We start from the raw sequence: 26,960 nt of genomic DNA, 5'->3' as shown, positions 1-26,960 counted from the left end.
GCGCAGACCTTATGGTCGCGCCCTTGAAATTGAACGTCAGATTGCCGTGTGTACGGGTTTGCAGCGTCGAGCCGTTACGCGGTTTGGTAAAACCGCGTAACAAATTACGCCAATTTTGCGCCGACGATCTTTGCCGCTGCCGGCTTGTCGAAGTTGCCGCCGGTGGCCTTGCCGAGTGCTCCCATGACCTGGCCCATCTGCTTCTTGGACGTGGCGCCCAGCTCGGCGATGACCTGCTCGATCAGGGCCTCGAGCTCCTCGCCCGAAACCTGCGCGGGCAGAAGGCTCTCCAGAATCTTGACCTGCTCGGTCAGGTTGTCGGTACGCTCCTGGTCGGTGCCGGCCTTGATGGACATCTCCAGCGTCTCGCTCGTCTGCTTGATCAGACGCTTGATCATGTTGTTGACGTCTTCCTCGGTCACATCGCGGCGCTCATTGACCTCGATGTTCTTCACCTCGGCCTTGACCTGGCGAATGATGGACAGGCGAACCTTGTCCTTGGCCTTCATGGCCGCGATCATTTCCTTCTGCAGCTCTTCATTGGTCATCTGCAAATCCTCTCTAATAGCGTGGGCGGCACTCGCGCGAGCACCGCCCCATGATTACTCAGTCGTCGACGAATCGTCGGTCGAACTCTTGGTGACGCCCTTCAGGCTCACGTTATAGGGTACGTCCTTGGGCATGGGGTTGACGGTGATGTCGGCGTCCTTTTTGTACTGCTCCAGCCACTCGCTGTACGCGGTGCTGGCCGCCTGCGTCTTCACCACGTTGGAGACGTACATTTTGATGGCCTTGGGCACCTGGTTGATGTCATCAACCTGATTATCGACATGGAAGTAGTCGGTGCACTTGATGATGTGATAGCCGTACGTCGACTCGACCACGTCGCTCACATCGCCCTTGTTGAGCCCCTCGAGTGCCGTCTGGTAGCTGTCGACAAAGGTGGTGAGCTTGTCCCAGCCCACGTCACCCTTCTTCTCCTTGGAGCCGGTGTCGTCGGAATACCGCTTCACGGCGTCTTCAAAGCTCAGCTCGCCGGAGTTGATCTTGTTCAGGCACTCCTGCGCCTTAGCCTTGGCGGCAGCCTTGTCCTCATCGGACGCATCGGAATCAACCTTGATCAGGATGTTCGACGAGCGGCGGGCATCGTTATACTTCGACAGGCTCTCGTTGATGTAATCGACGATCTCGCTGTCCTTGGGCTTGCTGGTGGGCGCCACGGCATCTTTGAGCTTTTGCTGCGCCAGGCTCTCCTTGAGCGAGCTCTTATAGGTGTCCTCGGTGTAGCCGTAGGTCTTGAGGGTCTTCTTAAAGGCCTTGGCACCGCCCGCGCTCTTGCACGCGTCCTTCCAAGCCTTCTCGACCTCCTCGTCCGACACCGTCATGCCGTTCTCCTTCTGTGCCTGTTGAAGCAGAATCTGCTGCGTGTAGGAGTCGATGAGTTGCTTGCGGTACTTCTTGGGCGTGAGGTCGTTGTCGACCAGATACTGCGCCCAGTCCTTGTCCTTGGTGTAACCGTAGGACGTGCGCATGCTCATGATCTGCTTGGTCACGGTGTCCTCGGTGAGGTTGGTGCCGTTGATAGTAGCAGCCACACCGCCGGTAAGCTTGTAGCCCGAGGTATCCTCTGCCTGCGACATGAGACCGGAGCACGCCATGGCCGAGACGGAAAGCAGCATCGCCAGCACGCCGATGACCACCAGAACGATCTTGACGGTCTTAGACACGTACGTCTTGCGCTGCTTCTTACGAGAGCTCGACGCGGCGCGGGCCTGCTGCTCGGGCGTCGGTGCGGCCTCGGAGTTCTTTTTCTTGTTTGCCATAGTTGGCCTTTCGCATCACGAATCGAACAAACGCCATTGTGTCACAACGCAGCCCCCGCGACAAAGGGGCAACCCTGGCACTTGGGGACGTTCCTTTTCTGCCGGCAGTTAGGGACGGTCCCCAAGTGCCGGCTTTAAAAGTGGCGGCGGATGGCGTCGACCATGCCTTGGGGCGTGGTCTGGCCGAGCACATCGGCTGCGACGTCCGCGTCCATAAAGATATTCATGAGCGCTTGCAGGGCCTCGACCTGGCCGCCCGGCTCGGCGATGCCCAGATTGATGACGATCTGCGCCGGCACCGGAGCACCCATGCCAGCCATAGCGTTAAATGTCACGGACGTGGCGGGCTTTACCACCGCGATATAGGGCTTGGCCACAAACCCCGGATCGGTATGCGGAATGGCAATGTTTGCCGCCGGCATGGCAAGACCCGTGGGATAGGCATCCTCGCGCGTGCGAACGGCGTCGAGCCAACCGTCGGCAATGTAGCCGCGCGGAGCAAGCTCACTCTCGAGTTGCGCAAACACCTCACCCGGCGTCGCACACTCCCAATCAAAAAACACCAGCTCAGGCGTAAACAGCGCTTCGTTATCCGCCATGTGCTCACCTCTCTCACCTAGTCACCTGCGACGTTCTTAAACGACTAGTCATTCAAGAACGTCGCAGGTGACTACCCAAAACAAAAGGTGGCCACGCGCGCCTTGGCGCCAATGACCACCCTGACCACTCAACTAAATTGTACTGTGCACCGCTAGCCGCGAGGCGCGTCAATTGCGACCTTGCCGCTCTCCAGCACGTGGACGCGGCCGTCGGCGAGCATTTGCACGACCTCGGGATACAGCACGTGCTCAATCGCGTGGATGTGCTCCTCGAGCGTGTCGACATCCCAGCCCTCCTCGACAGCCAGCGCACGCTGGGCGATGATGGGACCGTTGTCGTAGACCTCGTTGGCAAAATGCACGGTCACGCCGGTCACCTTGACGCCGCGCGCAAAGGCATCGTCAATCGCGTGGGCGCCGGTAAAGCTCGGCAGCAGCGCCGGGTGTAGGTTGACCACACGATTGGGGAACGCCGCCAGCAGCGGCGTGTGCACCATGCGCATGTAGCCAGCCATGACCACATACTCGCAGCCACGCTCGAGCAGCTCGTGCGCGATAATCTCGTCAGCCGCGATGGGGTCGGCATAGACATCCTTGGACAGCGTAAGCGTCTGGATACCTGCACGCTCGGCGCGCTGCAAGCCCTTGGCCGAAGGACGGCTCGACACCACAAGTTCAATCGAGGCGTTGAGCTTGCCGGCGGCGATCAGGTCGATCAGCGCCTGCAGGTTGGTACCCGAGCCGCTGATAAGCACGCCAATCTTGAGCGGCTCGACCGTATCGGTGCCGGTCGGACGGGTATACGGGTCCCAAGCCAGGACCTCGGCGGCAGCCGTCTGCTCGTTAGCGCTCATCGGAGTACACGACCTTACCGGAACCCTCGACGCACTCACCCACGCGGAACGGCTTCTCGCCCAGCGCGACCAGGGCCTCGGTAACCGCGGCTTCGTCCTCGGGAGCGGCGATCAGGCACAGGCCAACGCCCATGTTGAAGGTCTTGCATGCCTCGTTGGGCGCGAGCTCGGCCTGACGCGACACGTAGGTGATGACGGGCGGAACATCCCAGCCCATCTCGGCGCCGTTGCGGGTGACCACAGCGTCGACGTCGTCGGCAAGCGCGCGGTTGAGGTTTTCGGTAATACCGCCACCGGTGATGTGGGCAATGGCATGAACGTTGGCGCCACCGCGGAGCAGCTCCAGAATCGGCTTCACATAAATGCGCGTGGGAGCCAGCAGAGCGTCGGCCAGCGAAGCGCCGCCGAGCTCCTCGAGCGGACGGCTCAGTTCCTCGGCCTTAGCGGCGGCCTCGGGCGTGCCCGGCTTGATGCCGTCGACACCGATGACCTTACGCACGAGTGAGTAGCCGTTGGAGTGCACGCCGGTGGAAGGCAGACCCAGGATCACATCGCCGGGGCGAACGTTCGCGGGGTCAAGCATCTTGGGACGATCGACAACACCCACGGTAAAGCCGGCGAGGTCGTAGTCGGCGGGAGCCATGACGCCGGGGTGCTCGGCCATCTCGCCGCCCACGAGCGCGCAGCCCGCGAGCTTGCAGCCGTCGGCCACACCCTTGATAATCTTTGCCATGTGCTCGGCCTCGATGTGACCGATGGCAACGTAGTCCAGGAAGAACAGCGGCTCGGCGCCCGAAGCCAGAATATCGTTGACGCACATAGCGACCAGGTCCTGGCCAACCGTCTCGTGACGGTCCATGATCTGGGCGAGCACGAGCTTGGTGCCCACGCCGTCGGTACCGCTAATCAGGATCGGGTCTTCCATATCCTTGAGCGCGGCGGCCGAGAACAGGCCGCCAAAGCCGCCGATGCCACCGATAACCTCGGAACGGTTAGTGTCCTTGACCATCTGCTTAATCGCGTCGACGGCGCGGCCGCCCTCGGCGGTATCGACGCCGGCGTCCTCGTACGTCACATGCTTGCTGTCGCCCATCTGAGCCTTCCTCTCCCACTACCGTGGCGCCGCACGGGCGCCAAACGGTGCTCATAGTTGCGTTCATTTCGGCGCGCGCCATAACAGCACGCGCCGTCATATCAACAAAACAGCAGGTAAAACCTACCAAAATAAACCTGTCCCCATATGGCAGGTTTTATGCCTCGCCGTGCTCCTCTTCCCAGCTGCGGTCGTCGTATTTCTCGATCACGGCGTCGTCGTCAAAGTGCAGCGGCTTGTCCAGGTTGCGGGGCTTAAAGCCCTCCATAAACTTGTCGCGGCCAAAGCTCTCGGGAATCGCCACGGGGTAGCGGCCGGTAAAGCACGCATCGCAGTAACCGCCCTTGGGCATGACCTTAAGCAGGCCCTCGACCGAAAGGAAGGCCAGCGAATCGGCGCCGATATACTCGCAAATCTCGTCGACCGTCTTGTTGGCGCTGATAAGCTGCGACTGCACGTCGGTATCGATACCGTAGAAGCACGGCCAGATGACCTCGGGCGAGTTGATGCGGATATGAATCTCCTTGGCGCCGGCGTTGCGCAGCATCTTGACGAGCTGCACCATGGTGGTGCCGCGCACGATGGAGTCGTCGATGACGACCAGGCGCTTGCCCTCGATGTTGTCGCGCAGCGGGTTGAGTTTCATACGCACGCCCATGGCGCGCAACTCCTGCGTAGGCTCGATAAACGTACGGCCCACGTAGCGGTTCTTGATAAGGCCCTCGCCAAAGGGAATACCGCTCTCGTGCGAATACCCCTCCGCAGGCGGCAGGCCGGAGTCGGGCACGCCGATGACCAGGTCGGCCTCGACAGGCTCCTCATGTGCCAGCTGACGACCCATGTCGTAACGGCAGGCATAGACGCTCTTGCCGTTCATGATGGAGTCGGGGCGGGCAAAGTAGACCTGCTCAAAGATGCAGTTGGCGGGCTCTTCGGCTGCAGGCACGCCCTGCTCGGATACCAGACCCTCGGCGCTGATGCGCAAGATCTCGCCGGGACGGACGTCACGGACGTACTCGGCACCCACGATGTCGAGTGCGCAGGTCTCGGAAGCAACGACCCAGCCGCCGGCGCGCGTGACACGGACGGCGGAGTCGACCGTCGCGGCGCCGTCCTGCGACGGCAGCTGCGAAACGGCTGCGGCGTCGGCCTGATCAAGACCCTCGTCCACCAGCTTGCCCAGCACGAGCGGGCGAATGCCGTGCGGATCGCGGAATGCATAGAGCGCTTGCTCGTTGATGAGCGTCATGGCGTAGCCGCCGCGCACGAGCTCCATGGTCTTGCGAATGCCCTCGCGCAGATGGCCCGTACGCTGGGTAAAGTAGCCGATGAGTTTGGTCGCGACCTCGGAATCCGAATTGGAGAGGAATGGCACGCCCAGCTCGATCAGCTGGCGGCGCAGCTCGTCGGTGTTGACGAGGGTGCCGTTGTGAGCAAGCGCGATAATGACGCTGTTGATGGTAGAGAGGTGCGGCTGAGAGGCTTCCCAGCTCTTGGCGCCGGCGGTGCCGTAGCGCACATGACCCACGGCCAGCTGGCCGGAGAGCGTCGACAGGTCGGCATTGGAGAACACGCGGTCGAGCAGGCCCAGATCCTTGCGGACCATAACCGTGCCGCCGTCACCCACGGCGATTCCCGCCGATTCCTGGCCACGGTGCTGCAGTGCACGCAGGCCAAAGTACGTCAGTCGAGCCACGTCGCGATCGGGCGCCCATACGCCGAAAATGCCACATTCCTCATGCAGCTGGTCGGAGTCCGGATCATACGTCGACATGGTGTTCACCTGTCCCGCGGCACGCTCGGCCGCGCGGATGGTTTCTTGAGACATGGTATCCCCTCAGAGCCTCGTTTTTTTGGCGTTACCCGCCTTATTATACGCACGGCGCGACGTGCTCCTCAGCGCATGAGCAGCGCTTTTTAAAAGCCCACCGAGCTTATAATCCGTTTTGCAGCCAAACATTTTATTGGGCAATCGCCTCGGGACCGACGATCCCGCACGCTTCCGTTGCGGCGCGTCTCGCCCGCCGTTAGGGCTTACATTGTTGCAATTGGGACGTTCGTCCTGTCTTTTGGCAGGTCGGCGGCGTATCCTTATAACCTACAACAAAGCGAGAAAGGTTCTGTATGGATCGAAACGAACTCGACCCCAGCGTCCCCAGCGCCACGGAGGTCAAGAAGATTCCCCTCATCATTAAGGTGTACGCCGTCCTGTGCATCCTTTCCGGCGTGGGCACGCTCCCGTCGGTCGCTGCCTTTATGTGGCAGGTCATCACGGCACTTGTTAACGGCAACGCCACCGAAAAGCTCGGCGACAACACGCTCGTCGCAGTCGGCCTTATCGTCGCCGGCATCATGCTCTCTGCGGCAAGCGCCGTCATCCTAATCATCTTTGGCCTGGACCTTATCAAAAACCAGCGCCGCAACGCCGCCCGCCTGTCCTACATCCTTATTGCATTCACCGTCGTCGAGCTTTTGGTCGACGTGATGCTCCAGGGCATCGGGCCCTTCCTGCTGCGTCCCGCGATCCAGCTCGGCATCCTCGTCGCACTTTCGGCAACCGTCGACCCCACGCTTCGTCAGGAGCGCGAACTGCAGCGCCGCCTGCAGGAGATGCTCGACCGCGACGCCGCCGCCGAGGGCATGCTCGGGCGCGATGAAACCGGCGAAGGCTACATCAAGCTCAACTACTTCAACCTGTTCTGGGTATTCTTTGTCTGCTGCGTGCTCGGCCTGATCGCCGAGGACATCTGGCACATGACGGTCGACGACCCGGGCGTCTACCAGAACCGCGCCGGCATGCTGTTTGGTCCCTTCAGTCCCATCTACGGATTTGGCGCCGTGCTCATTACCATGGTGCTTAACCGCTTCTACAAAAAGAACCCCATCATCATTTTCCTGGTGAGCGCCCTGCTCGGCGCCAGCTTTGAGGTGTTCGTGGGCTGGTCTATGCAGACCGCGTTTGGCGTGGTCTCGTGGAGCTACTCGCACATAACGCTGTTCGGTTTGCCCGATCCGCTCGTGGTCCTCACGGGCGGACGCACCTGCACGGGCTTCGCCTGCCTGTGGGGCCTGGGCGGCCTCATCTGGATCAAGCTGCTGCTGCCGAGGCTGCTTAAGCTTATCAACAAGATCCCCTGGAAGAGCCGCTACTCGGCCACCGTCATCTTTACCGTTATCATGCTGGTCGACGGCGTCATGACGCTGCAGTCGCTCGACTACTGGTACCAGCGCGTTAACGGCACGGAGCCGGACATTCCCGTCGCACAGTTCTACGGAGAGCACTTCGATAACGAGTACATGGAAAACCGCTTCCAGAGCATGACCATGAGCCCCAAGGATGCGACACGCGTATAGCGCTCACCGCGCCCAAAACGCAAAATGCCCGCCGGTATCACACGTACCGGTGGGCATTTTTATAAACGATCCTTCTATCGACGCAATCCTCTATGCCTCGCGCTCGACCTCACTCACGCATTCGTTCTTGATGGTGCCAACGAGCGCCTGCAGTGCATCGACCACGTGTGGGCGAATGTCCCCGCCGATAAGCACGAGCATGATGTCGTCACCTACGGAAAGCTCGCCGCTTGCCAGCCACACGCGCACATAGCCGATACCCGGCATCGCGCGCGTGGCCCCGATAGCAGACCGTACCTTTTCGGCGTCGTAGTCAAAGACCATGCCGCCCACCCTGTGGCCTGGTGCCACGCCATCGGTCTCGACTCCGCGCACCTCGGCCTTGGGCGTCGCACGCACCACACCGTTATGCGTCAGATACATCCCGCAGCCTGCCGCCGAAGCATCGGCCTTGGCCTCGCGCAGCCAAGCATCAATCGAAGGCATCAATTTGCCACTCTCAAGCATCGTTTCTCCCTTACCGTCCCAAATTAGCTACTCTCGGGCAATTTATTCATCAACGGGCGTGAGCACCATGACAGCGCGCGTGTTGCTCAGCGACAGTGAACGGCAGGTCACAAGCGTTACAACCTTGGTTGCCGAAGCAGCACGATCGGTGGCATCGCTCGCCACGGCAGAGGCACCGTCGAGCATCTCGGACAGGTAATTCTTCAGTCCGTCATCGCCCTCAAAATTGGGCGTGCGCGCCTTGGCATACGTGTCCTCGACCACCTTGGTCGCCAGTGGTCGCAGCTTATACGTAGCATCCCGTGTGATGTAATACACAAACTCGATGCTATCGAACGTCGCCTGGTCGGTGGTGTCCGAAATCACATTGAACATCGATCCGTCGTTCATATGGTGGCCGTAAATCGTGGTCTGCTGGTCGACCATTCCCGGCGCGGTGTCATCACTATCCAAGAAGATGGCACCGGACGCGTTAGATGTACCGTCAAACAGCGTGTTGAGGTATTTGGAGTTGTTGTTGGTCTGTACCACGGGATAGTTGATGTTGGTTCCCGGCACGTAAATCCAACCCACAATCTCGGGGTTCGTCTGAGCAAGCGCATCAAAGTCGATAATCGGCACGCCACTGGCGTCCTTATCGCTTACATATTGCTTCTCGATTTTCTGATACGAATCGCTCGCCTGCTTATAGCCAATCTGGGCATTAATAAAGATAGCGGCGGCGGCGACAATCAGGCCGATGCCCACGATGATGAGCAAGATGGGAATGATGGATCGGCGTTTCTTACGCGGCTGCTCGGCATAGTTGGACGGCGCGTCACTCAGCTGCCTCGTCGTCTGAGCCTGCTTCTTTGCCGTGCCATATGATGAAGGGCGATACGCAGCCGGCGTATCCTGGCGGCGATGGGACGTCGGCGTTACGGAACGCGGCGCGCGCGGCTGCTGAGGAGAGGATGTCCGACCCTGCTGTGCCGCACGGGCAGCACCCGGCTTCGACGGATCGGGAATCTGAGAAGCCTTGAATCGTTTTCCCTGATAATCGGACATGGCTCTCCTTATACTGCGGTGAAACGGCGGAACGCTTAGGCGTCAGCCATCTCCTGCTTCATCTTCTCGATAACCTTGCGGTACTCGGGGTCGCAAGCACCCAGAATCTGTGTGGCATAGATGGCGGCGTTCTTGGCACCGTTGATGGCAACGCAGGCCACGGGCACGCCCGAAGGCATCTGCACCATCGACAGCAGCGAATCCATACCGCCCAGGTCACTCGTCTTCATAGGTACGCCGATAACCGGCAGCGGCGTAAAGGCGGCCACGACACCACCCAGGTGAGCGGCCTTGCCGGCGGCGGCGATAATCACTTTGATACCGCGATCGGCAGCAGTCGAAGCCCACTCGTGGACCTTCGCCGGTGTGCGGTGTGCGCTCGCAATGACGAGCTCATAGGGCACACCGAGCGCCTCGAGCTCGGCGGTGCAGCCTTCCATAACACCCAGATCGGACTTGGAGCCCATGATGATCCCGACAACCGGCTTTTGATCTGCCATAAACAAAGACCTCCTGTTGAGAGCGGTGACGCGGCCAATCCGCGACCCTTAACTGCAAATAATTCAAGTATAGCCGCCGATGCTGATGTGTTCGGCGGGAGACGGAACGCTTTGCGAGATTAAGGCCGAAGGGTCGGAGCTTTCTGCCTACATTCAAAAAGCGTGCCCACCGTCCTTGGGTGGGACGGCGGGCACGCTTGCTTAGCTGTTGCTGGGGCTACTTAGCCTTGCTGCGACGATGGAAGAAAGCGCCGATCGCGGCGATGATGGCGCCAAGACCACCGACGGTCGCGACGGTCGCCGCCGTCTGGTCTCCGGTATTGGGAATCGCCGAACCGTTCTTCTTGCTGCCCTGGGCCTTGTCGCCTGCGGGCTTGCCCGCCTGGTTGCCGCCGTTCGAGCCATTGCCGGAACCCTGGTTGCCCGAGCCGCCCTGGTTGCCGGAATCGGCATCCTTGAGGCTCTCAATGGCCAGCTTGAGCTGGCTATAGGCCGCCTGGATCTGGGTGTCGGAAGCATTCTCATCACCCAAGACGTCCTCGGCGTAGGTAATGGCATCCGTCAGGGCCTTGACAGACTCGGCCGTCTTGCCCCTGGTGTCAGTCTCCTTCGCCTGCTTGACCAGGGCCTTGAGCTGCTTCTTAGTCGGATTCTCGACCGGGACCACCGGGGTCTTCTCGAGCGCGTCGCGGGCGCTCTCGAGCGCCCTGAGCGCCTGGTCGACCTCGTCCTGCGTGGCATCCTCGTCGCTCAAGATGGCGCGGGCGCTCGCCAGGGCGTTCTCGAGCGCCGTCCAGGAGGCCTCGGTGTAGTCGCCGGCCTTGAGGTCGCCGGCGGCAAGCTCGGCATCAACCTTTTCGATCGCGGCAGTGAGATCATCCTTCGCCACCGGATCGGGGACGGCCGTACCGTAGAACTTGAGCTCCGCCATGCTGCAGTAGGCATCAACGTCGCCCCCGCCGGCGTGAATCACCTTGACGGTCACGTAGCGACCGCGCGCGGCGCCAAAGCTCATCTGTTTCCAGTCGCCACGGTCGGTGAGCACGCGGCCATCGTTGTCGAAGGCGAACGTACCCATCGACGCGGCGGTGCCCTTCTCATAACCGTCGGCAGTGTCGGAGACCAGTATCTCGGCCTCGAAGATATCGCCGTTAGTGCCGCCGTCCTGGCGCGGCAGGAATGTAACGTCGGTGAGATCGTAGTCGCGGCCCAGGTCGACACTCAGATACTGGGGCATACCGGTCCCATGGGCCCAGTCGCTGTGCCAAAGCGTCCGCTCGTCGCCGTCGAGAGCGTTGACGGCGTTGCTGCCCTCGTAGTCGGCCTCACTCGAGAAGCCGGCCACCTTGACGTTCTTGCGGTTCTCGGGCGTGTTGATGAGAATCTTCTCATCAACAGGGCGCATCTTGAGGCCGTCGATTGCCTTCTCGATCTTGGCTGTGGCGTCTGCGACATCCTTCTTGCTATAGCTGCCCTGGCCGCTGTCGAGGAGCTTCTGAGCCGCCTCGACCGCAGTGGTGAGAGCTGCATAGGAATCCTTGGTGTAGACGGACTCGCTGTAGCCCGCGGCCTTGGAAAGCGCTGCTACGAGCGCAGAGGTATCGACACCAGCCTTGACCTCGACCTCATAGGATGCGGTCTTGGAGGGGTCGAGTACCGACGCCACCGTGATCTTTGCCTTGCCGGCCTTGTTGGCACGCAGGTAGTAGCTCACGCTATCGCCAGCCTGAACAGCGGAGACGCTTACCACAGAGGGGTCGGAGCTCTCGACCGTCACATAGGGGTAGCCAGCGCTCTCAGGCGTAGCCTTGGCGTCGACGGGCGTAATGTCGCCTTCAAAGAACTCGGTCTGGTTCTTGCCTAGCTCGACACCCTCGATGGCCTCGACACCCTGCGTGTAGTTGAAGTTGACCTCACGCAGTGTGAGCATCTGGTCACCCGATGCCTCAAGCGGCGTGACCTCGACCTTGGTCGCCTTCTTGCCCTTGTTCTCGGCAGAGAGGTCAAAGGCGTAGCGAGCAAGGAAGGAATCGTACTCCCCGCCCGCGAACTCTTGGGTCGAGCCATCCTCGAACGTCACGACAGCCTTGATCTTCTGCACGGTTCCGTTGCCACCGTTGCGGTTAACGACCTCGACACTATCGAGTTTCGACGGCGTCTTAAATGCGAATGTCATCGTGGTGGGAAGCTTCACGTAACTCGGAAGCTTACCCTCGCTGTCCCAGTTGCCGCTCCAGTTCCATAGGAACTCAAAGCCGTTGTCGCCCTCGTTATTATCGAACAGCGCGTTATAGCTCTTCTGCTGGATAAGTTTCTCGACGTTGGTCCCGTCGTCGGTCGTGAGCTCATCGTTGGTCATCGTGATGTTGAAGGCGTCCTGACCGTACTCGGCGACCGTTGGCTGAGGAACATCCGGCATCGTCACCGTGCCGTCGCTCGCAAACTCAAGTGCGTCGCATGCCGGACCGATGAGCCAAGATGTCGAGGGCAGTTCGACCTTGCCGGCGGTCTTGGCCTTGAGCTTGAAACTCGCCACCGCGCCGGTACCGTTGTAGAGCTTGCCATCGCCGCGGTTGGCAAAGGCGAGATTGATAGTCTGCGTTCTGTCCGCGAACTGGACCTTCTCGCGAGACAGGTTCTCCATGCCGGCAGTCGAGCCGTCCTGCGCGATGCTCTCGGACACAAACTCGAACTGGTCGCTCTTGAAGTTGACGAGAGCGCCCAGGGCGTTGACGTTCTTGGCGTCGGCCGCATAGACATCAACGGTGATCTCATCACCGGCCTCGACCTCGGTCTTGCTCGGAATCACCGCGAGCGAACCTGCGACCTTTCCCTTTTGTTTAGTGCCGCCGTCAAGACCCGCCATGGTGAACGAGTAATCGTAGACGTCGTAAACGCCGTTATCGTTGAGGTCGGCGAAGTGGTCGCGGATCTGCGAACCGAACGTCGGGGTATCGGGCTCGCGATTCTCGAGGCCCAGATAGTTCTTCATGTTGGAGTAGTCTCCGTCGGAGATCGTGGCCTTGTTGAGGTTGGAGCCCACGGCGAAGCCATCCGTGCCGTCGGTCTTGTAGATGGCAATCTCGGACGCGGAGAAGAAATTGCCGACCGAGGCGAGCGGTGTCATGCGCACGTAACGGGCGGCCACGGTGCCGTCAAACGCTACCGTCTTACAATCAGCGGAACGTGCCCAATCGACCTCCTGGCTCGTCCAGTGGACGCCATCGAGACTCGTCTCAACACGCATCTTGGTCACAGTGCCGTTGCCGGCGTCATCGCGCGGATAGTACTCGAGCTTATCGAGCTTGTAAGCGCGTCCATAGTCAACGGTAAGCGCCTTGCCCAGATCGTTGCCACCGGAGTGGAAACCGCCGTCGCCCGACTGGAACTCATGGTCGAAGGCGAGCTCGGCCTTATGGCTGCCGTAAAGTGAGCCCTCCCAGGTGATTTGCTCGGCGTCGGGGACGTTCCGCCACGGATCGAGTGCGGAGTTCGCCTCGAGCACATCGCTCCAGGCGGAGTAGCCCTCGGCGTTGCGCGAACGAATCTGGTAGGTGTGCTTGCTATTGTAGGCGAGGTCGGTGTGCGTGAACTCGGCCGCATCACCCACGGCGAACACGGTGCCGTCGACCTTAAGGTCGTAGGAGGTAGCACCATCGACCTTTCCCCAGGTGAGCTTGATGCTCGTTGGGGTCGTGACGTCCTCGGGGGCAGCAAGGTTCGTGGGTGCGGAGAGGCTCTCGTTGAGGCGATCGGCTGTGAGCGTGGCGTCGGCGTTCACGAAACCGCCCAGCTCGAGCGTCTGCGCCGCCGCAGCAACATCGGTCTTCGCGAACTTGACGTAGACCTTGGGGTTCGTGGTGATCTTGGTGTTGTTAAAGCTCTCGCCCCGCTCGGCCTCGGTGCCGTCCACATCGCTGCCGTAGTGGTTGAGGTTAGGGGTCTCGCTGTAGAAGTAGACCGCCTGGCCGGCCTCGGGGGTCGCGGTGTCAAAGGTCTCCTGCGAGTCGACCTCAACCACGTTGAGCGCGGATCCGCCGTTCTTGGCGACGACGCTCATGGGCTTGGCGGACACGTTGGCCACGAAGGTCGTGGTGCGATTGGAGTCGTAGCCGTTGTAGCCACCCTGCGAGGCTTCGGCGGTAAAGGTCGCGGTGCCGCCTGCGGCCTTGGATCTGTAGACGGTGCTCACATGCTCACCGTAGGAGATATTGTCGATCGTACCGTAGGAATCGTCCTCAGTCGTGTTGTTCTCGATGGAGGAGCCGTCGTCCTCGTACTGCGTAAAGGTGCCGTCGCCCTCGGTGGCGAAGAACTCGACGATACGCTGGCTGCGGTCGGTACCCTTGGTGTTGGTGTCGCTCACGGCCTCGGGGTTGTTGTTCTCGGCGTACATCGGCACGATAGCGTTGGCCTTCACAAACAGCGGCAGCTTCCAAAGCGGAGCCTCGTAGTTGTTGAGAACCTGGCCGCCGCGATACTGCTTACCCGAGAAGTAATCGATCCAGATGGTGGGATTCTCGTCGGTGCCGTAGTTGGGGAGGTAAATCCCATTGCGAATGTCGTTGCCGTTCTCGTCTGCCTGGGTATCCTGATACACCGGTGCCACTAGGAAGTTCTCACCGAACATATACTGGTACTGCGTCGAGGTGCTTGCGGCGTACTCGGAGTTATCGGAAAGCAGCATGGCGCGGATCATGGGCAGGCCGGCATCGCCGTTACCCGTGTCGATGTTGGCCGCCGAGGCCGCGCTCGTGTAGATATAGGGCATGAGCTGCGCCTTGAGCTTGAGGTAGAAGCGCGAGATGCCTGTGTAGGGATCGCCGTGCGTCATGGGCGATTTACGGTAGGTGCCCCAACCGTCCATGTCGAGCATAGAGGGCGTGAACGTCTTCCACTGGTAGTCACGCGCAGAGATGATGGGGTCGCCGCCAAAAATGCCATCCATGTCGGAGCCGATGTTGGGGTTGCCCGAAAGACTCTGACCGATATACGTGGGGATATGGAAGCGAATGTACTCCCAGTTACCGCCATACTGGTCGCCGGTCCAAATGCCACCAAAGCGCTGCGTGCCGGCCCAACCATCGAGCGTGATGATGTTGGGGCGCTTGTTAGCGCCGGTCGTCACCGTGTCATAAGCTGTCTTGATGCCATTAAGACCAAAGGAGTAGCCAGATCCAACCCAGGCAACGTCGGTCTTAAGGGTAGTGATGCCTCCCGTCTTGACCTCGGCGTCGAAGTCGCGAAGCAGATGCCACGGGGTCTCAGGGTTGCTGTCGGGCTCAAGGTTGGACTGGGTCCACAAGCCCGTGCTCACACCCTTTGAGTTGGCATACTCGGTGAACTTCTTAAGGTTGTCGACGTTGGCACGCACAGCGTTAAGACGGTCGGCCGAGCTCGCTCCGTCGGAGTTGACGCCGCCGGTCTTGTAGTAACCGTTCTGGCCATAGCCGGCGCCGTAGCCGTCGTTCGGCAGGAACCAGCCGAGCGGCATGTCGCTGTCCTCGTAGTCATCGATAACCTGCCGAGCAGAGAACTGGCGGTCGAAATCGGTCGCTTTCATGTTCTCGGTATCAACCGTAGGGCCCTCACCGTTGAGCGTCTCGGCCGCAAGTGTGCCGTCGAGCTTGTAGCCCGTCGACATGCCAGACTCGTACTTAACGTCGCCCTTCTCGCTCGAGGACTTGCTGCCCTTGGTCTCCCACTTCTTTTGACCCGAGGTCGTTGACCAGCCATCACGGTTATAGGCATTAAGATGACCAAGGTAGAACCCGTACTCGGGCAGCAGTACCGGGTTACCGGTCACCTTGTAGTAGTCCTGCAGCATCTCAGTTGCCACGTTCGAAGCTCCCTCGTTGGTCGCCACGAAGTAGTAGGCATCAAACTCATTCTCGCTGTGCAAAGTCGTGACCGTCGATGAGTCCGTGGAACCGAAGTCGTAGGAACCCTCTGCAAACGTGTTTCGGAGCACGCCGTAGCCGTCACTCGTCCAATAAAACGGGTTGGGCGAGGCAACGCCGCCATCGGTCCAGTTGTTCGTGTTGGAGATGGCGATGGTCTGGTTGGTGTGCAGGAAGCGTCCGTTCTGGGTGCCGCCGCCAAAGAAGTTCTCGGACTTCTCCTTGGCGAGCGTCTGGACGGTACCCTTCTTATCAAGGTCGAGGGACGCGGACTCGGAAACCACGACACGGTCGCCTGACTTGATACTCATCTTGCCAGTCGCCTTGTCCAGGATCACGGTCGCCTTTCCGCCGGTGATCTCGATAGTGTCGCCCTTGTCGGCAACCGTCGCACTCGGCTTGCTGTAGGTGTCCGAGGTATCGGGCTGAGCCTGGATCTTAGCCGTGTGGGACTTACTGCGCGGCGTGGCGTACTCGGAAAACTCACCCTTGGGGTCGACGTTATAACGGAAAATACCGTCCTCGAGGAACGTAATACGGCCCTTGATGCCGTCAGCGAAATCGATGTCGACGACATTCGAGGCAGACTGGGACACGGTCGCCGAGTCGACGCCCTTGAGTGGCGTGGCAATCGCCTGCTGGGGATTGGCAAACACGAGCGTCGCTGCAGTGGCAACGAGGACCGCGCTTCCCTTCACCCACCGTTTCGTAAAAATGGAATTCCTGCGCATCTGGTCTCCTTTCTTCCGACATGCTGAGGTGCCGAGGACGCCCCCCCCCCCGGCAGCATGGGAAAACGTATCAAACGGAGATGTTCGGTACATTCCGCACAATGGGGGCCACCCGTTACCAAGGGGCCAACTGGTAGTAACCAGATAGCCACCTACTAGGTCATATCAACATATGGGAGCACTTGCGCACCCAAGTTCGGAATTCTCCCAGCGGCAGCAAAATAAGCGTCAACGGCAAGGTGGGCTTAATAAGCCATACCAATTGGTTCTTCAGTCAAATACCAATCTAGCAAAAATGTACTGTTTATCTGGTATTACACAGACCATACCTTTCCCTCGGGAACTGGGCTTCGCGAAGTTTCCCGAGGGAAAGGCTCAGCCGCCATCCTGCAACCTACCGGGGATTGCCATGACGTACGTTGGCTGATTTGGTTTGGAATGAGATGTTGACGGTGGCTGATGGGCACAACTGTCCCGGGTGCATTTCAAGATGCACCTAAATGTCTGTCTTTATCCTTATAGATTGTCCAGGTAGTCGTCGGCATCATAGGTAAGGCTGTAAGCTTTATTCAGGATGCGCACGAGCTCCTGGGCATCGTGCTCGCCGAGCGCTGAGAGTTGTTTCGAGAGCGATGCCACACTCTCGGCATTTTTTTTCGCCGCGAAATCACGGCCTTCCTTGGTAATGCTCACCAGCACACGCCGACGATCGTTTGGATCAGTCCTGCGCTGAACGTAACCCTTACTCTCGAGTGAATCCAAGATATGCGACATGCGCGCACGGGAGAATTTCAGCTTCTTGGCAATCTCGGAGGGAATGACATCACCGTCAATACCCGATAGATACTGTAAAACCGGTGCCTCGCCCACACTGGCGCCGCCGGCAGCACTCAAGGATCCCTTGGCAAGGGAACGTGAGTACACAATCAGTTTTCGAGCGACGTCATCGTAATCCACTGGGGATATTGTCCTTTGCAACTCTAGAAGGGCCATAAAACCGTCATTTGCCGTACATTAGTTAACCTTCGCAACAATTATTTATGATACCCCAACGCGGAAGTCTATTGCTCGTCCTTCTTGCGTCGCATAAGCTCCTCAACGTCGACACCAGCGGCCTCGAGCATGCGCTCGACATTCTTTTTGGCGTTGGTCGTGCCGACCTTAAGCACGATCGAAAGCGGAGTGCCCACCACCAGGCACACGATGCCCACGGGGACACCCCAGCCGGGGCCGCCCTGCATACCCCACATCCCCATCAAAAAGCCAATCGCCACGAGCGAATAGCCCAGGCGCAGCCAAACATTGAGCCGCTGAATAGCATCGGTCTGCATCTTTGCCTCGCGAATCAAGTCGTCGCGCGAAAGGTCGTGTCCATGTTTCTCGTGCATATGGTCCTCCTCGTGCAAAGTGTGCATCATGCGCAAGTGCATCGTTTGTCGAATACGTCATCTTTCAAGAGCAATATAGCGGGTGTCGTGTAGGCGATGGAGGTCGCTGGCCATATTGCCCTTGAAGGGCGGCGCAAAATCAGAAGGCCGTGCGGTTGAGGCCGCACGGCCTTACAGGGGGCCAGGGGATGATGACTAGTAGCTCAGTGCCGGGTCGAAGAAGCCAATGAGAACGCCCACAAATGCGATCACAACGAGGATCAGCATCATAACGATGGGGTTGACCTTCTTCTTGGTCATCATGTACCAGCAGAAGATGATGAAGACCATGGGCAGCAGGTGCGGATAGATTCCGTCGAGCGTGTCCTGGAACTTACCGCCGCCGGGCAGCACCAGATTGGGGCTGCAGGTGATGGAGACCCAGGTAGCACCGACTGCACCGATGACCATGGTACCGACCATCACGATGGAATCACGCAGAGCCTTGGCCTTGGGGCCGACGAGGGCCTCGACCGCCTTGCCGCCGAGCTCATAGCCCTGGTTGTAGGCAAAGCGCATGCCAAGGAACATGAGCAGGTTCCACACGACAATATAGAAGATGGCACCGAGCGGAGAGCCGCCGGTCGAGAGACCGAGGGCGATACCGAGCAGGATCGGGATCAGGGTACCGACGATCAGCGAGTCGCCAAGGCCGGCGAGCGGGCCCATGAGGCCGGCGCGGATGCCGTTGATGGCGTCGTCGTCGATGGCCTCGCCGTTTGCGCGAGCCTCCTCGAGGCCGGCGGTGACGCCGACAATCATGGTGCCGATCTGCGGCTCGGTGTTGAAGAACGCGGAGTAGGTCTGGAGGGCCTGCTTCTGCTCCTCGGGCGTGTCGTAGAGCTCCTCGACGATCGGAAGCATGGCGCACAGGTAACCGAAGGTCTGCATGTGCTCCTGCGAGAAGCAAGTCAGGTTGCCATAGGACCAGTTGCGGAACGACTTGGCAAGCGTTTTCTTAGAGAGTTTCTTCTTCTCTGCCATTAGATGTCCTCCTCTTCCTCATCATCGGAGCCCGAGGCGATAGCTGCCTTGGGAGCGTTTGCGAGGTCGATCTTGAGCGAAGCGATCTCATAGTTGATCAGGGCGAAGAAGCAGCCGATGCCGGCGGCGGCAATCAGGTTGCATCCCATGACAGCGGACAGGGTGAAGCCGAAGAAGAACGTGAGGAAGTCCGTCGGCTTGGAGATGACCTGCTTGAGCAGGATGGCGATACCGACGGTAGGCAGCAGCGAGCCGACGGTGAACAGCGTCTTCATCGCGATGCCGTCCATGGGCATGTAGGTCTTCATGAGGTCGACCATGGCGGTGCCGCCCATGGTGATGATGAACGTCGGGAGGAACGAGCAGACGATGTGACCGATCCAAGGCAGAACGTTGTTGACCAGGTAGAGCTTGTGGAGGTCGCCCTTCTCGAGCCACTTCCAGCCCATGCCCTGCCATACCAGGTTAATGGTGGCGGTGCCATAGAAGAGCACAGTGCCGAGCGTGCCGACGGCGGCACCGAGGGATGCGGCCATGCCGGCAGCCTCAGCGGAGGCGGGATCGATGCCCGAGTTCTTGATGGCGAGGATCGCCAGCGGGATGCCGATATAGGACACGGCGCGGACGTCGGCGGAGACGGTTCCGCCGGGGGTCACGAGAGCGATGTAGACAACCTGGATGGCAGCGCCGACGAGGATGCCCGTCTGCATATCGCCCATGATGATGCCGACGATGAGGCCGGCGACCAGAGGACGACCCAGAGTGTAGTTGCCGATCGTCGTGCCACCCATGCCAGGCAGTGATGCCAGGCAGGCGAACAGGCCGAACAGCGCGGCTTGGAATGCATTGATTGCCATGCTTTCCCCTTTCTTTATTCCTCAGCCCTTTCCCCCAGGGCTGTAGGCACCAAAATGCGGCTGGCGCCTAACTAGAAGCCAAACTGACCGCGGAACTTGGGCCACTCACCGATGGACTTCTCCTTGATAAGGGCGAACTCGACCGTGTAGCCGGCGTTGGTGAGATCCTCGAGCGCCTGGGCCTCTTCCTGCGTGATCGACTGGTTGTTGCCGAGCTTGGTGGTGCCGGGACGATCGTTGCAGGGACCGACGATGATGCGGTCCATGCCGGGCTTAAAGCCAAAATCGACGAGAAGTTCCTTCATGTCGAGCGGGTTCTTGGTGATCAGGAAGTACTTGGTGTCGGACTTGAGAACCTTCTCGGAGACCTCCTTGAAGTGCTCCTTGGTCCACACGAACGTCTTCTTGCCCGAGGCACTCTTGTAGGCCTCCTTGAGCACGGGGTTGGACGCTGCAGCGTCGTTGACGGCGATAAGACCGTCGCAGGGATACTCGAGGGCCCAACGGGTAACGGTCTGCCCATGGATCATACGGTCGTCAATACGGATGAACGAAATCATGCGTTCTCCCTTTCTTTATCACCGGGGGTCTTTCCTCTTAACCCCCGCTCCATCACGAAAATTTGGGCGGATGCGCTGCCTAGATGTCGTCGTCCTCGTCGTCGGCGTCATCGGTCGGGACAACGAGCTCGGACATACCGTTCTTGCCCTCCTGCAGCATCATCTGCTTGAGAGAATCCAGGTCCATGGTGGCAAGCCCCATCATGGCGGTCATAGCCATGGGCAGATTCATACCGCCGAAGGCAATGGTGTGGGCGAGCAAGCCCTTCTCGGCCATCGTGTTCATAGCATTGGTGAGCGGCGATCCGCCCAGGATGTCACCGAGCAGGACAACCTCGTCATCGGCGGTAACGGGAGCGACCATCGCCTTGACGTTCTCGACATATTCGTCAGCGCCCATGCCGTCCACGAGACTCGTCGACAAGATGTTCGGGGCGTCATTGCCGAGCATCTTGAGGACACTGTGCAGTCCGGGAGCGAGCGTTCCGTGACTGACCATTACCAGATACCGCATGCGGTCTCCTCTCGACCTGCCGTGTGTCGCACGGCTTTGCTTTTTGCCGAGATTATTGTTGCGCCGGGGCATGTTCGGTACAAGAAAATAGTTGCGAACGGCAACTATTCATCGGTTAACGGTAGCGACTATTTTTGTGCCTAAATTATTTTTTCTTCCAATTATTTTTAAAATAGCAGGTAGATTGCCTGGTAAATGTTTTATGTTCCTTATGTACCATACATACCGACAAGAATCGGGCCTGACATCACCGGTTTGTCCCGCAGTGTCAGACCATGTCACGTATGCTCACGACATGGAGGTACCCCATGGACATGATCTCGTTTCTCGCCTCCGAACCCTTCGATCGCAGCGGTGATACGCCGCTCTATGTCCAACTTAAACATCGAATCGCCCTGCTTATCGCCAGCCAGGCGTTCGACACCAAGACGCCGCTGCCACGCGAGCTCGAAATCTGTGAGCGGCTGGAGTTATCGCGCGCGACCGTGCGCCGTTGCTTCCAAGATCTCGTCATCGAGGGGCGCGTGGTGCGCAAACGCGGGCAGGGCACGTTCATCAAGCCCCAAACCTCAGCGCCCGGCATCGACCTGGCCCTGAATTTCAGCGCGCGGATGCGCGAAGCGGGACGGGTTCCGAGCTCACAGATTCTCGCCTTTTCAAGCATACCGGCCGTCCGCGGCATCGCCTCTGGGCTCAAAGTGTCCGAAGGGACACCCGTCTGGGAGATTCGCCGCCTGCGTCTCGCCAACGACAAACCCATGGAGCTCAACTACGTCTATATCCCCGTGTCACTTTGCCCCGAGCTCACACGCAAAGACGTGGATGGCTCGCTCTACGCCTACATCGCGGAAAAGACCGGCATCCTGCCCGCAAGCGTCGATGCCGTCTACGAGACGGTCAACCTCGACAAGCATGAGGCGCGCCTTTTGGGACAGAACACCGGTAAGGCGGCGATGCGCATCGTGCGTTCGACCTACGACAAGACGGGGACCCCGTTCGAGGTAGGCGTGCTCATCAGCTGCGACGGTCAGGCAAAGCTGCGCGTGCACATCGCCGCCGACAAAACAACCTTCACCGCCACAGCCCAATAAATCCAAAACGTGGGATCCGCCGTTCGAACGAACGGCGGATCCCACACTCACTTTCTTTTTCAGCCCTAGTCATCGCGCAAAGCCCCTTCGGCAGCACACGGTGCGGCCAAGTCACCGCAGGCCGGGGCGGGAGGGGCCGAGTTTCCTCCTGAGCGACTCTGCTTGCAGCCGGAGCGAAAGGGGGAAATCTCGGCCCCTCCCGCCCCGGCCGGACAGGTCACGCTACACCGTGTGCTGCGGCAGGTCCTGCAGGGCGATGACGTCCATGCCCATGTCGTTGGCGCTGCCGTGACCCTGCTGGTCCTCGCGCACCGCCTCGATGGCACTCACATACGTGTTGGCGGCAGACATCGCGGTCACGCAGGTCACACCGCGGCGCACCGCCTCGGTGCGCAGCAGATAGCCGTCGCCACGCGAGCCCGGACCGTACGGCGTGTTGATGATCACCGCGATCTTGCCATCGGCGATGAGGTCGCCGATGTTGGGGCGCTCGCCGTCGTGCGGGCCGCTAATCTTCTCCACGATCTCGCACGTCACGTTGCCGCCGCGCAGCACGCGCGCCGTGCCCTCGGTGGAGCAGATATCAAAGCCCAGGTAGCGCAGGATACGCGCGACCGAAAGGATATGACGCTTGTCGCGGTCGCACACGCTAATGAACACCTTGCCGGCGCTCGGGTCGGGCAGCTTGTAGTCGATCGCCAGCTGCGTCTTGGCGTATGCCTCGGGATAGCTCTTGGCGATACCCATGACCTCGCCCGTCGACTTCATCTCGGGCCCCAGGATAACGTCGGCGCCCGGGAAACGGCCCCAGGGCATAACGGCTTCCTTCATGCAGAACCAGTCCAGCTGACGCTCATCGCTCGGCAGGCCCAAGCTCGCGATGGAATCGCCCGCCATGATACGCGCCGCGCACTTGGCCAGCGGCACGCCGGTGGCCTTGGAGATAAACGGCACGGTACGGCTGGCACGCGGGTTGGCCTCGATCACGTAGACGGTCTCGCCCTTGATGGCATACTGCACGTTGACCAGGCCGCGTACGCCCAGCGCCATCGCGATGCGGCGCGTGGTCTCGCGGAGCTTCGCCTGCAGGCTCTCGCTAAAGCTAAACGGAGGGATGCAGGTCGCAGAGTCGCCGGAGTGAATACCGGCCTCCTCAATATGCTCCAGGATGCCGCCGATGTAGACCTCTTCGCCGTCGCACAGGACATCGACATCGGACTCAATCGCACCCTCCAGGAAGCGATCGAGGTACACCGGGTAGTCGGGGCTAATGCGCGCGGCCTCGGCCATGTAATCGCGCAGATGCTCGGCATCGTAGGCGATCATCATGCCGCGGCCGCCCAACACATAGCTCGGACGCACCAGAAGCGGATAGCCGATGTGCGCGGCCACGGCCTCGGCCTCCTCAAACGAGGTGGCCTGGCCCGCCGGCGGGTACATGATGCCCAGCTTGTCGAGCAGAGCGGCGAAGCGCTCGCGGTCCTCGGCAAAATCGATGGCGTCGGGCTTGGTGCCCATAATGTTCACGCCGCTCTCCTCGAGCATGCGCGCCAGCTTAAGCGGAGTCTGGCCGCCGAGCGTCACCACGACGCCGTCGGGGCGCTCGACATCGATAACGTCCATGACGTCCTCGTAGGTGAGCGGCTCAAAGTACAGACGGTCGGACGTGTCATAGTCGGTCGAGACGGTCTCGGGATTGCAGTTGACCATGATGGTCTCGAAGCCGCGGGCCGCCAGCGCGTAGCTCGCGTGCACGCAGCAGTAATCGAACTCGATACCCTGGCCAATGCGGTTGGGGCCGGCGCCCAGGATCATCGCCTTGGGCTTGTCCGCCGGCGTGGTCTCGTCGGGAGCCACGCACTTCTTGGCATCCGGGCTCGTGCGGTAGATGTTCTCGTACGTCTTGTAGTGGTACTCCGTGGCGCTCGAGAACTCGGCCGCGCAGGTATCGACCGTCTTCATGCTGGGAACCACGCCCAGACCCTTGCGATAGGCGCGCACAAAGCGCTCGTCCGAGCCGGTCAGCGCGGCAATCTCGGCGTCGCTCGTGCCGTACTGCTTGAGCAGGCGCATCGCGTCGGCGTCGATATCCTCCACGCGCAGGCCGCGGATGCTCTCCTGGACCTGCACCATGTCGTTGATACGGTTGAGGTACCACGGATCGATACCGCAGATGGCATGGATGTGGGCGATGTCCCAGCCACGGCGCAGGGCCTCGACCACAAAGAAGATGCGGTGCTCGGTCGGGGTTGCCACGGCCTGAGCGAGCTCATCGTCGCTCAGCTTGTCGGCACCCTCCTTGCCACCGGCGCAGATGCCCTGGTGACCGTCCTCCAGTGAGCGCATGGCCTTGCCGAAGGCCTCCTCAAAGGTGCGGCCGATCGCCATAATCTCGCCCACGGCCTTCATGCGCGTGGTGAGCGTGGGGTCGGTACCCTTAAACTTCTCGAAGGCAAAGCGCGGCACCTTGACCACGCAGTAGTCGATCGTGGGCTCAAAGCAGGCGGGCGTTGCCTTGGTGATGTCGTTGACGATCTCGTCGAGCGTGTAGCCCACGGCCAGGCGAGCGGCGGCCTTGGCGATGGGGAAGCCCGTGGCCTTGGAGGCCAGTGCGGACGAACGGCTCACGCGCGGGTTCATCTCGATGACGATTAGGCGGCCGGTCTGGGGGTTCACGGCAAACTGCACGTTGGAGCCGCCGGTCTCGACGCCAATCTTCTCCAGAATGGCGAGCGACGCGACACGCATGCGCTGGTACTCAAGGTCACTTAGTGTCTGCGCCGGCGCCACGGTGATGGAGTCGCCGGTGTGCACGCCCATGGGGTCGAGATTCTCGATGGAGCACACGATGATGCCGTTGCCGGCGTGGTCACGCATGACCTCCATCTCATACTCTTTCCAACCCTCGATGGACTCCTCGACCAGCACCTCATGGGCAGGCGAGAGCTCAAGGCCCTGGCTCACGATGGAGACGAGCTCCTCGTGGGTATGCGCGATGCCGCCGCCGGCGCCACCGAGGGTAAAGCTCGGGCGCAGTACGCAGGGATATCCCACGCGCTCGGCGATAGCCTCGGCGTCGGCCACGCTGTAGGCATAGCCCGAGCGCGCGACCTCCAGGCCGATCTCGGCCATGGCCTCGTTAAAGAGTTTGCGGTCCTCGCCGCGCTCGATAGCGGCCAGGTCGCAGCCGATCATCTCGACGCCGTACTTGTCGAGCGTGCCGTCCTTTGCCAGCTCGACGGCGGCGTTCAGACCGGTCTGGCCGCCCAGCGTGGGCAGCAGCGCGTCCGGGCGCTCCTTTTTGATCACGCGCTCGATAAACTCGGCGGTGATAGGCTCAACATAGGTGCGGTCGGCCAAGCCCGGGTCGGTCATGATGGTCGCCGGGTTGGAATTGACCAAGATAACCTCAAAGCCATCCTCCTTGAGCACCTTGCAGGCCTGGGCGCCGGAGTAGTCGAACTCGCAGGCCTGACCGATAACGATGGGGCCCGAACCAATAACGAGGATGCGCTTGATGTCAGTACGTTTCGGCATGTTAGTTCTCCTCGGTCGCAGCGTTCTCGGACTCGGCGAAATTCCAGCCGGCGAGGCGGTCCTTCGCGGTGTCGATGTCCAGGTAGTTCTCCTCGCCGTCCATGAGTCGCGTAAAGGCGGTAAAGAGATAGTGGGCATCGGTGGGGCCGGGCGAGGCCTCGGGGTGGTACTGGACCGAGAAACACGGGGCGTCGAGCAGCTGGATGCCCTCGGCGGTGCCGTCGTTGAGGTTCACATGTGTCAGGCGAATGCGACCAAAGCGCTCGTTCATCACGACCGGCGCGATGCCGCGACGCACCCAGGCGCGCAGGTCGCCATCGGCCGCATGCTCGGTTTCGCCGCCGGAAAGCTCCGGAATCAGTTTGCCCAGACTGGGGAACAGCAGGCCAAAGCCGTGGTTTTGCGCGGTGATCTCCACGCGACGGCTCACCAGATTCATAACCGGCTGGTTACCGCCACGGTGACCGAATTTAAGCTTTTCCATTTGGGCGCCGCAGGCCAGGCTGATCATCTGGTGACCAAGGCAAATGCCAAAGACCGGCACCTTGCCGATCAGCTGCTGCACCTGCTCGTAGGTCTCCACCACGGCGTCGGGGTCGCCGGGGCCGTTGGACAAAAAGACGCCGTCGGAATTCATGTCGAGCACCTCACTCGCGGGCATATCCCACGGCACGACGGTAAGGCCGCAGCCGGCGCGGACGAGGCCCTCCAGAATACCGCGCTTCACACCGCAGTCGTACGCGACCACGTTGTGGCGGGCGGGAGCAGCAGGAGCCAGCGCAAAGTCATGCGTGGCAGGCAGGTCGGCGGCCACAAACTCGTGAGGCGCGGGGCAACTTACGGTCTTGACCAGGTTCTCGCCTACCAGCGTGGGCGCTGCGGCCAGACGCTCGGCAAGCTCGTCGACGTCGAAGATCTCGGTCGAGATAATGCCCATCTTGGAGCCGTTGTCGCGCAGGTGACGCACCAGAGCGCGGGTGTCGACGCCCTCGATAGCGACGATGCCGTGAGCGCGCAGGTACTCCGGCACGCTGACGGCCGAGCGCCAGTTAGAAGGCGTGGCGCACATGTCGCGAACGATCATGCCACGCATGGCCGGAGCGCTCGCAGGGCGCACGGCGCCGCCGGGGAAGGCCGACTGGACATCGGTCTCGTCGATACCGTAGTTGCCGATCTGCGGATAGGTCATGGTTACGATTTGGCCGGCATAGCTCGGGTCGGTCATGACCTCAAAGTAGCCCTCGAGCGAGGTGTTGAAGCAGACTTCGCCGGTCGCGGTGCCCTCGGCGCCGCATGCGCGTCCATAAAAAATGGTCCCATCCTCAAGATACAGGGTGCAGGGACCGCAAGCGCCCTTGCTGGTTTTGGCCAGCATACGCTGGCACAGCTCGCTGGGCGCGATGGTGCGGGCGGCAGCGCCCGCAATATGGTTGTTCGCCATAGTTCTCCTTCCCGGTCTCACAGGACCGGCTTAAAGGTGTGCAGTTAGGCCTCGCGGTATTGTAACCGCAAGCATGCCTCATGGCGTTAATTTCATCGAAATGTTTACGAAATGATAATTATGACTTTCTATGCATAATGA

General features: G+C 60.5%; 20 protein-coding genes. 2 read left to right on the top strand and 18 right to left on the bottom strand.

Annotated features, from left to right (window positions below; translation table 11 throughout):
* Window positions 1–104: 104 nt before the first annotated feature.
* From DWY51_RS02505 to purF, 6 genes are all read right to left on the bottom strand, one after another.
* Window positions 105–548 (bottom strand): GatB/YqeY domain-containing protein, encoded by a 444-nt coding sequence (locus DWY51_RS02505; RefSeq protein ID WP_117769746.1) that lies wholly within the window; start codon window positions 546–548, stop codon window positions 105–107.
* Window positions 549–602: 54 nt separating this feature from the next.
* Window positions 603–1,823 carry a peptidylprolyl isomerase gene (locus DWY51_RS02500; RefSeq protein WP_117769745.1) on the bottom strand — a complete coding sequence of 407 codons (1,221 nt, stop codon included), beginning with the start codon at window positions 1,821–1,823 and terminating at the stop codon, window positions 603–605.
* A 134-nt stretch (window positions 1,824–1,957) separates the two neighbouring features.
* Entirely contained in the window at window positions 1,958–2,422 is a 465-nt protein-coding gene (locus DWY51_RS02495; protein ID WP_117769744.1) for a PTS sugar transporter subunit IIA, read from the bottom strand.
* Between the two features lie 152 nt (window positions 2,423–2,574).
* The gene (purN, locus tag DWY51_RS02490) at window positions 2,575–3,276 is read right to left on the bottom strand and encodes a phosphoribosylglycinamide formyltransferase (protein WP_117769743.1); all 702 of its coding nucleotides are present in this window, start codon (window positions 3,274–3,276) and stop codon (window positions 2,575–2,577) included.
* Window positions 3,266–4,369: a phosphoribosylformylglycinamidine cyclo-ligase gene (purM, locus tag DWY51_RS02485; protein ID WP_117769742.1), complete on the bottom strand. Its 1,104-nt coding sequence runs from the start codon at window positions 4,367–4,369 to the stop codon at window positions 3,266–3,268. Before purM ends, purN begins: the two co-directional genes overlap by 11 nt.
* 157 nt (window positions 4,370–4,526) lie before the next feature.
* Entirely contained in the window at window positions 4,527–6,197 is a 1,671-nt protein-coding gene (gene purF / locus DWY51_RS02480; protein ID WP_117564038.1) for an amidophosphoribosyltransferase, read from the bottom strand.
* 296 nt (window positions 6,198–6,493) lie between these two features.
* Between purF and DWY51_RS02475 the strand changes: the two genes are divergently transcribed.
* Window positions 6,494–7,723, top strand: a complete 1,230-nt coding sequence (locus tag DWY51_RS02475) for a putative ABC transporter permease (protein WP_117769741.1) — start codon at window positions 6,494–6,496, stop codon at window positions 7,721–7,723.
* A gap of 90 nt (window positions 7,724–7,813) precedes the next feature.
* Here DWY51_RS02475 and DWY51_RS02470 read toward each other — a convergent pair whose 3' ends face one another.
* The 10 genes from DWY51_RS02470 to DWY51_RS02425 all read right to left on the bottom strand — a co-directional run bounded on the left by DWY51_RS02470 (window position 7,814) and on the right by DWY51_RS02425 (window position 20,750).
* Window positions 7,814–8,230 carry a molybdenum cofactor biosynthesis protein MoaE gene (locus tag DWY51_RS02470; protein WP_117769740.1) on the bottom strand — a complete coding sequence of 139 codons (417 nt, stop codon included), beginning with the start codon at window positions 8,228–8,230 and terminating at the stop codon, window positions 7,814–7,816.
* Window positions 8,231–8,272: 42 nt separating this feature from the next.
* A complete protein-coding gene (locus tag DWY51_RS02465) occupies window positions 8,273–9,277 on the bottom strand; it encodes a class B sortase (protein ID WP_117769739.1) in 1,005 nt (334 codons plus the stop codon).
* A 35-nt stretch (window positions 9,278–9,312) separates the two neighbouring features.
* A complete protein-coding gene (gene purE / locus DWY51_RS02460) occupies window positions 9,313–9,777 on the bottom strand; it encodes a 5-(carboxyamino)imidazole ribonucleotide mutase (RefSeq protein WP_006235810.1) in 465 nt (154 codons plus the stop codon).
* Window positions 9,778–9,994: 217 nt separating this feature from the next.
* Window positions 9,995–16,408: a discoidin domain-containing protein gene (locus DWY51_RS02455; RefSeq protein WP_117817453.1), complete on the bottom strand. Its 6,414-nt coding sequence runs from the start codon at window positions 16,406–16,408 to the stop codon at window positions 9,995–9,997.
* A 516-nt stretch (window positions 16,409–16,924) separates the two neighbouring features.
* Window positions 16,925–17,365 carry a MarR family winged helix-turn-helix transcriptional regulator gene (locus DWY51_RS02450; protein WP_158556894.1) on the bottom strand — a complete coding sequence of 147 codons (441 nt, stop codon included), beginning with the start codon at window positions 17,363–17,365 and terminating at the stop codon, window positions 16,925–16,927.
* Between the two features lie 104 nt (window positions 17,366–17,469).
* On the bottom strand, window positions 17,470–17,796 hold the full coding sequence (locus tag DWY51_RS02445) for a hypothetical protein (protein WP_117646153.1): 327 nt from the start codon (window positions 17,794–17,796) through the stop codon (window positions 17,470–17,472).
* 195 nt (window positions 17,797–17,991) lie between these two features.
* Window positions 17,992–18,819, bottom strand: a complete 828-nt coding sequence (locus tag DWY51_RS02440) for a PTS system mannose/fructose/sorbose family transporter subunit IID (protein ID WP_117716197.1) — start codon at window positions 18,817–18,819, stop codon at window positions 17,992–17,994.
* Window positions 18,819–19,676: a PTS sugar transporter subunit IIC gene (locus DWY51_RS02435; protein ID WP_089572605.1), complete on the bottom strand. Its 858-nt coding sequence runs from the start codon at window positions 19,674–19,676 to the stop codon at window positions 18,819–18,821. The genes DWY51_RS02440 and DWY51_RS02435 overlap by 1 nt, the downstream gene beginning before the upstream one ends.
* 71 nt (window positions 19,677–19,747) lie before the next feature.
* Complete coding sequence (locus tag DWY51_RS02430; protein WP_089572604.1) at window positions 19,748–20,236, bottom strand: PTS sugar transporter subunit IIB; 489 nt, start codon at window positions 20,234–20,236, stop codon at window positions 19,748–19,750.
* 79 nt (window positions 20,237–20,315) lie between these two features.
* Window positions 20,316–20,750, bottom strand: coding sequence for a PTS sugar transporter subunit IIA (locus DWY51_RS02425; protein WP_117769736.1), 435 nt, complete (start codon window positions 20,748–20,750; stop codon window positions 20,316–20,318).
* 308 nt (window positions 20,751–21,058) lie between these two features.
* Here DWY51_RS02425 and DWY51_RS02420 point away from each other — a divergent pair, with 308 nt between their 5' ends.
* Window positions 21,059–21,841 (top strand): GntR family transcriptional regulator, encoded by a 783-nt coding sequence (locus DWY51_RS02420; protein WP_158556893.1) that lies wholly within the window; start codon window positions 21,059–21,061, stop codon window positions 21,839–21,841.
* 222 nt (window positions 21,842–22,063) lie between these two features.
* On the opposite strand, the gene carB is transcribed toward DWY51_RS02420, so the two are convergent.
* Window positions 22,064–25,378, bottom strand: a complete 3,315-nt coding sequence (gene carB, locus DWY51_RS02415) for a carbamoyl-phosphate synthase large subunit (RefSeq protein ID WP_117769734.1) — start codon at window positions 25,376–25,378, stop codon at window positions 22,064–22,066.
* 1 nt (window position 25,379) lies between these two features.
* A complete protein-coding gene (gene carA / locus DWY51_RS02410) occupies window positions 25,380–26,819 on the bottom strand; it encodes a glutamine-hydrolyzing carbamoyl-phosphate synthase small subunit (protein ID WP_117769733.1) in 1,440 nt (479 codons plus the stop codon).
* Between the last annotated feature and the right edge of the window lie 141 nt (window positions 26,820–26,960).

The sequence above is a fragment of the Collinsella sp. AF25-2LB genome, assembly GCF_003458415.1.
In the GTDB taxonomy this organism is placed as follows: Bacteria; Actinomycetota; Coriobacteriia; order Coriobacteriales; family Coriobacteriaceae; genus Collinsella.
This window is presented reverse-complemented; position numbering and strand designations above follow the sequence as displayed.